This is a genomic window from Methylobacterium sp. A52T (assembly GCF_053346095.1).
This window is the reverse complement of the sequence record NZ_JBKFBI010000237.1, coordinates 1-4748: the sequence shown is the minus strand read 5'-3', so window position 1 is coordinate 4748 and position 4748 is coordinate 1. Positions and strand designations below refer to the sequence as shown.

The following is a 4748-nucleotide window of genomic DNA, read 5'->3' as shown; positions in this document are numbered from 1 at the left end:
CGCTCCGGGGGCCGCGCGCGCCCCGTCGGCAGGCGGTCCGGGGGCCGCGCGCGCCCCGTCGGCAGGCGGTCCGGACCGGGCCTCCGGTACGTCCCGTACGTCCCGCCCCCGGGGCGGCCCGTCGGCCAGGTCTCGGCCGAGGCGCGCCGGCGGATCGGGCTTCAGGAGCGGGTCCGGCCGCGCGGCCGCTCCGCCGGCCGCGAGCCGGCGGCCGAGTTCCTGGTAGAGGACAAGATCGGCGATCTCCCGATCGAGCGCCTCGCGCTGGCGTCGCAGCGCTGCGAGCCGCGCCGCGATCTCGGAATCCGACAGGGCCACGTGATGTTCCTTCCAGGCGGATGGAACACATAGCTCATTCCGCGCCGTTCAGGGAATACCGGCCGTCGCATATTTCGTCCGGTGATCATTCCCTAAAAGAATGAGAGACAACGATCCCTGTTCTATTCCTTTAGGCGCTTCCGTATTCCCTTAGCCGCGGGGCGGGGCGGCACGAGCAGCGTGCTGGGATCGGCCGGGTGCAGGGTCAGCCCGCCGTCGTCGAGCACCACCGGCAGCCGCGGAAACACCTCGCGCAGATGCGCGAGATCGGCCTTGAACGCCTGACGGAAGCTGCGGATCGAGGCGTTCTCGGCCCCGAACTGCGCGTGGAGGTTGGCCCAGGTCAGGCGGAGCGGCCGCTGCAGGGACCGCAGGCGGTAGCCGGTCCAGAACAGCAGGTCGAGCTTGCGCGCCGAGCCCGAGAAGGCCCGGGCCGCCCGCAGGTCCACCGGCAGGGCGTGCCGGATCAGGGTCTCGTAGAATTCGGGATCGAAGCGCACCGTGCGGCCGGCCTCGTCGTCCCCCTCCCCGGCGCGGGGGCGCCACAGTTCCAGGCTGCGGAACGGCGGGACGTTGAGGGTGGTCGCGCTGTCGCGCCCGTCCCAGAGGCCGATCTGCATGGAGCAGGCGGCCAGCCGGTTCAGCTGCTCCTTGAACTGGCGGATGGTGCCGCGCTCGCCCCCCGTGACCGCGAAGCCCATCTCCCGCATGAAGCCCGACAGGGTCTCGGCCACCTTCACGGTGGGGCTGCGCTGGCGCACGGCCTCGGTGCAGAGGTGCAGCAGCACCAGCCTAGCCTTCGGGCCGTAGGGCAGCCCCTGGGGCTCGAAGGCGCCGGTCTCCGGGTCCTTGATCCGGCCGGCGATCAGGTTGAGCGAGTTGCGGCCGTAGCTGCGGGAGAATTCCCGCACCGGCCCGGGGTCCCGGTAGGGCAGGCCGCACAGCGCCAGGACCGAGTGGATGTGCTGGAGGCTCGACGGGACGGCCGGCTCGTTCTCGATCACGAGGCGCACCGCGTCGCGGCGGCGCTGGTCGCGGGACAGCCCGGCCCGGCGGCTCTCCTCCTCCCCCAGGAGGGCGGCCTGCGCGTCGCGCTCGCGCTGACGGTGCAGCACGTGCTCGACGATCTGCGCGAACAGGAAGCCGCCGCGCGCCGCCTCGATCTCGGCCCGCAGGTCCGGGTCGTGGATCCCGGCGATCTTCTCCTCGATGCTCATCGCCCCTCGGCCCGCGGTCCACGGGCCGTCGATCCGCCAGGCGGACGGACGGCCCGATCCTGCCATGCCACGATTCGCCCGCCGCGGCCCCCGTCCGATCGGCCTTGTCCCGGCAATCCACGCTTCCCCAGTCGCGGGGACGCGCCGGAAAGCGGGCCGACACCGCTCCCTTCCCGGCCGGCTCCCGGGTCGGCGCGCGCAGAGTTCGATACGGGCCCCGCCCCCCGGCGACCCGACGCAGAGTCCGATACGCGGGACCGCGGGGTATCCGTCCCCGTTATTCACTGCTCCGGGCCCGGATTCGCGCCGAATCGGATACGCAGCCGCGCAGATTCCGATACGTCGACCGGCCGTCCGGGCGCAGAATCGGATACGCCCCGACGCAGAGTCCGATGCAGGCCGGCGCAGAGTCGGATGCGCGGATGCAGGCCAAGCCTATGGCACAGATGCGGAATTCGCCACCCCATATAACTTGCTGAACTGACTCTCTGAGAGATTCCTCCAGATAATCTTCCTACTGCGGATCAGCCCGTTCGTTCTGACGAACGACCGTGTCGCGCCCGCACATGCACAGGTCACAAAGGGAATATGAGTCCGTTTTCCACATTCCTACGAGGGAGGACTGTCTCGACTTGACGGGTCGGCGACGGAATCCGGTGCCGTGCCGGCGCGCTCCGCGGTCGTCCCGGCCCCTTGGATCTCCCGAGGGTTGCCGTGGGCTGCCGGGAGCTCCCGGTGCGATGCCGGCTTGACGCGGGCGATTCCGCCCGGTTTCTCGGCTCCTTCCGACAGGGCCCTCAGAGAAGAGCGCGCCGATGCCCCCCTCGCCCGAAACCGCCCGGCCCGGCCCCGCCCCGCCCAGCCTCGCCCCGCCCCGGGCCCCTTCGCCGATCGCGGCCCGATGACCGATCGCCGCGACGACAGCCGACCGCCCGGCGGACGCCCCAACCGGCCCCGGCGCCCCGCCCCCCGGTCCGGAGGTCGCCCGGGCGGGGCGTCCCGCCCGTGGGAGGAGGGCGGCGACGGGCCGACCGTGCTCTACGGGTGGCATCCCGTGGTGCAGGCCCTGGGCAACGCCCGGCGCGGCCTGCACCGGCTGCTCGCCACCGAGAACGCGGCCGCGCGGCTGGAGGCCGAGTTCGGGGGCGCCGTGCGGATCACCCCGGAGCTGGTGCGGCCGAGCGACATCGGCCGCCTGCTCGGCCCGGACGCCGTCCACCAGGGCCTGTACCTGGAGGCCGAGCCCCTGCCCGCGCCCGGCCTCGACGACCTGCCCGCCGACGCGCTGCTGCTGGCGCTCGACCAGATCACGGACCCGCACAATGTCGGGGCGATCGTGCGCACCGCCGCGGCCTTCGGGGTCGCCGGGATCGTCACCACGGCGCGCCACGCGCCGGGCGCCACCGGGGTCTTGGCGAAATCCGCCTCCGGCGGCCTGGAGCACGTGCCCTTCGTGACCGTCCGGAACCTCGCCGAGGCCCTGATCGCCCTGGGCGAGCGCGGCTTCACCCGGGTCGGCCTCGATTCGGACGCGCCCGAGAGCCTCGACGCGCTGACGATCGCGCGGCCGCTGGTGATCGTGCTGGGCGCCGAGGGCAAGGGCCTGCGCGAGCGGACCCGGGGCTGCTGCGACGTCCTGGCCCGGATCCCCTTCTCGGGCGCGATCCGCAGCCTCAACGTCTCGAACGCCGCCGCCATCACCCTCTACGCCCTCGGCCGCGCGAGAGACTGACAGGGGAGCGACAGGAACCCGACGGGGCCGTGACTGACGCGCGACGGGGACGCGGCCGGACCGGCACCCGATCGGTCCCGGCGAGACACGTTCGGAAACACGGAACCGCCACCGGAAGCCCTTCTTCCGCCTAGGCAATCTTCGCAACTTCCCGTAGAATAAGTCGCGAGGGGGGCGTCGTCTCGAGGGCTGCGCCGGATGTTGGACGATGCGTTTACCTACGGCGGTTGGGTCCTCGGCCTGATCGCCGTCGGCGTGTGGATCTGGCTCGCGCGGCGCGCCTTCCCGAGTTTCGAATCCTTCGTGACGGGCTTCGACGACGAGCTCCAGCTCGGCGCCAGCCCGGAGGAGCGCGCGCGCAGCGCGCGCTGGCGTCAGGTCCGTCAGGCCGCCATGGCCCTGACAGCCGTCGCGGCCCTGTGTCTGTCGATCGGCTTCGCGATTCCCGACTGATTCCCGACTGATTCCCGACTGATTCTCGACTGATTCTCGACTGATTCCCGACGGGGCCGGAAACCGGGGGCGATCCGGCCCGGATCCCGCGCTGAAGCCCCGGGGTTCCGGGCGTGCACCGTCCCCGTGCCCTCTCGCGGCCGGCGCGGGGCCTTCGTGGCGGTGGGCTCGTTCGGCCTCGAAGTCCTGGATCGCCGTGCCGCCCAGGGAGCGCGGCGTGTCGTGGCGGCCGCAAGCTCGTCATCGGATCCCCGGGCCGCCTCGCGCCGAGACGGTTCCCGACACCGCCAGGGGTCTCGACCCGCCGGAAGCCTCTCTTCAGGCCGCGCGGACCCGGGCCAGGAAGCCTTCGACGGCGCCGCGCAGGTCGGCCGCCTGCCGGGACAGGTCGGCCGCCGCCCGCAGCACCTGGGCGGAGCCCTGGCTCGCCGTGCCGGCCGCCGCGCCGACACCCGCCATGTGGCCCGAGACGCCGCGTGTGTCCTGCGAGGTCTGCGCGGTGGTCCGGGCGATCTCCGCGGTGGCCGCGCCCTGCTGCTCGACCATGGCGGCGATCTCGGCGCCGATCCGCGCGAGGTTGCGGATCACTGCCGTGATGCCGCCGATCGACCGGACCGAGGCCTCGGTCGATCCGGTGATCTCCGCGACCTTGCCGGCGATCTCCTCGGTGGCCCTGGCGGTCTGCTCCGCGAGCGTCTTGACCTCGGCGGCCACCACCGCGAAGCCGCGGCCGGCCTCCCCGGCGCGGGCCGCCTCGATGGTGGCGTTGAGCGCCAGCAGGTTGGTCTGGCCGGCGATCTGCGAGATGATCGCGACGATCTCCCCGATGCTGCCGGCCGCCTGGGCGAGGCGGTGGACTTCCGCGGCCATGCCGTCGGCGCTCCGCGTGGCGTTCGCCGCGAGGTCCGCCGAGGACCCGACCTGCACGCCGATCTCCCGGACCGAGGCGGTGAGCTCCTCGGTGGCCGCCGCCACCGTGTCGGCCGAGCGGGCGGCCGAATCGGCCGACACCGCCACCGCCCGGCTGA

The 4748-nt window shown here is 73.0% G+C and carries 4 protein-coding genes and 1 pseudogene; 2 read left to right on the top strand and 3 right to left on the bottom strand.

Annotated features, from left to right (window positions below):
• A pseudogene (locus ACLBYE_RS29630) lies at positions 1–318 on the bottom strand (hypothetical protein); the annotation flags it as partial.
• A 122-nt stretch (positions 319–440) separates the two neighbouring features.
• Complete coding sequence (locus tag ACLBYE_RS29625) at positions 441–1535, bottom strand: replication protein RepA (protein ID WP_447696897.1); 1095 nt, start codon at positions 1533–1535, stop codon at positions 441–443.
• 901 nt (positions 1536–2436) lie between these two features.
• Between ACLBYE_RS29625 and ACLBYE_RS29620 the strand changes: the two genes are divergently transcribed.
• The gene (locus ACLBYE_RS29620) at positions 2437–3267 is read left to right on the top strand and encodes a TrmH family RNA methyltransferase (RefSeq protein ID WP_447696896.1); all 831 of its coding nucleotides are present in this window, start codon (positions 2437–2439) and stop codon (positions 3265–3267) included.
• Between the two features lie 198 nt (positions 3268–3465).
• Entirely contained in the window at positions 3466–3720 is a 255-nt protein-coding gene (locus ACLBYE_RS29615) for a hypothetical protein (protein WP_026605300.1), read from the top strand.
• Between the two features lie 318 nt (positions 3721–4038).
• Here ACLBYE_RS29615 and ACLBYE_RS29610 read toward each other — a convergent pair.
• The coding region (locus tag ACLBYE_RS29610; protein ID WP_447696895.1) for a methyl-accepting chemotaxis protein at positions 4039–4748 on the bottom strand (710 nt) is incomplete at its 5' end.

Bases quoted from the DNA above. Each gene is read 5' to 3' on its own strand.
- ACLBYE_RS29625 (WP_447696897.1), bottom strand. From the start codon at position 1,535: ATGAGCATCGAGGAGAAGATCGCCGGGATCCACGACCCGGACCTGCGG.
- ACLBYE_RS29620 (WP_447696896.1), top strand. From the start codon at position 2,437: ATGACCGATCGCCGCGACGACAGCCGACCGCCCGGCGGACGCCCCAAC.
- ACLBYE_RS29615 (WP_026605300.1), top strand. From the start codon at position 3,466: ATGTTGGACGATGCGTTTACCTACGGCGGTTGGGTCCTCGGCCTGATC.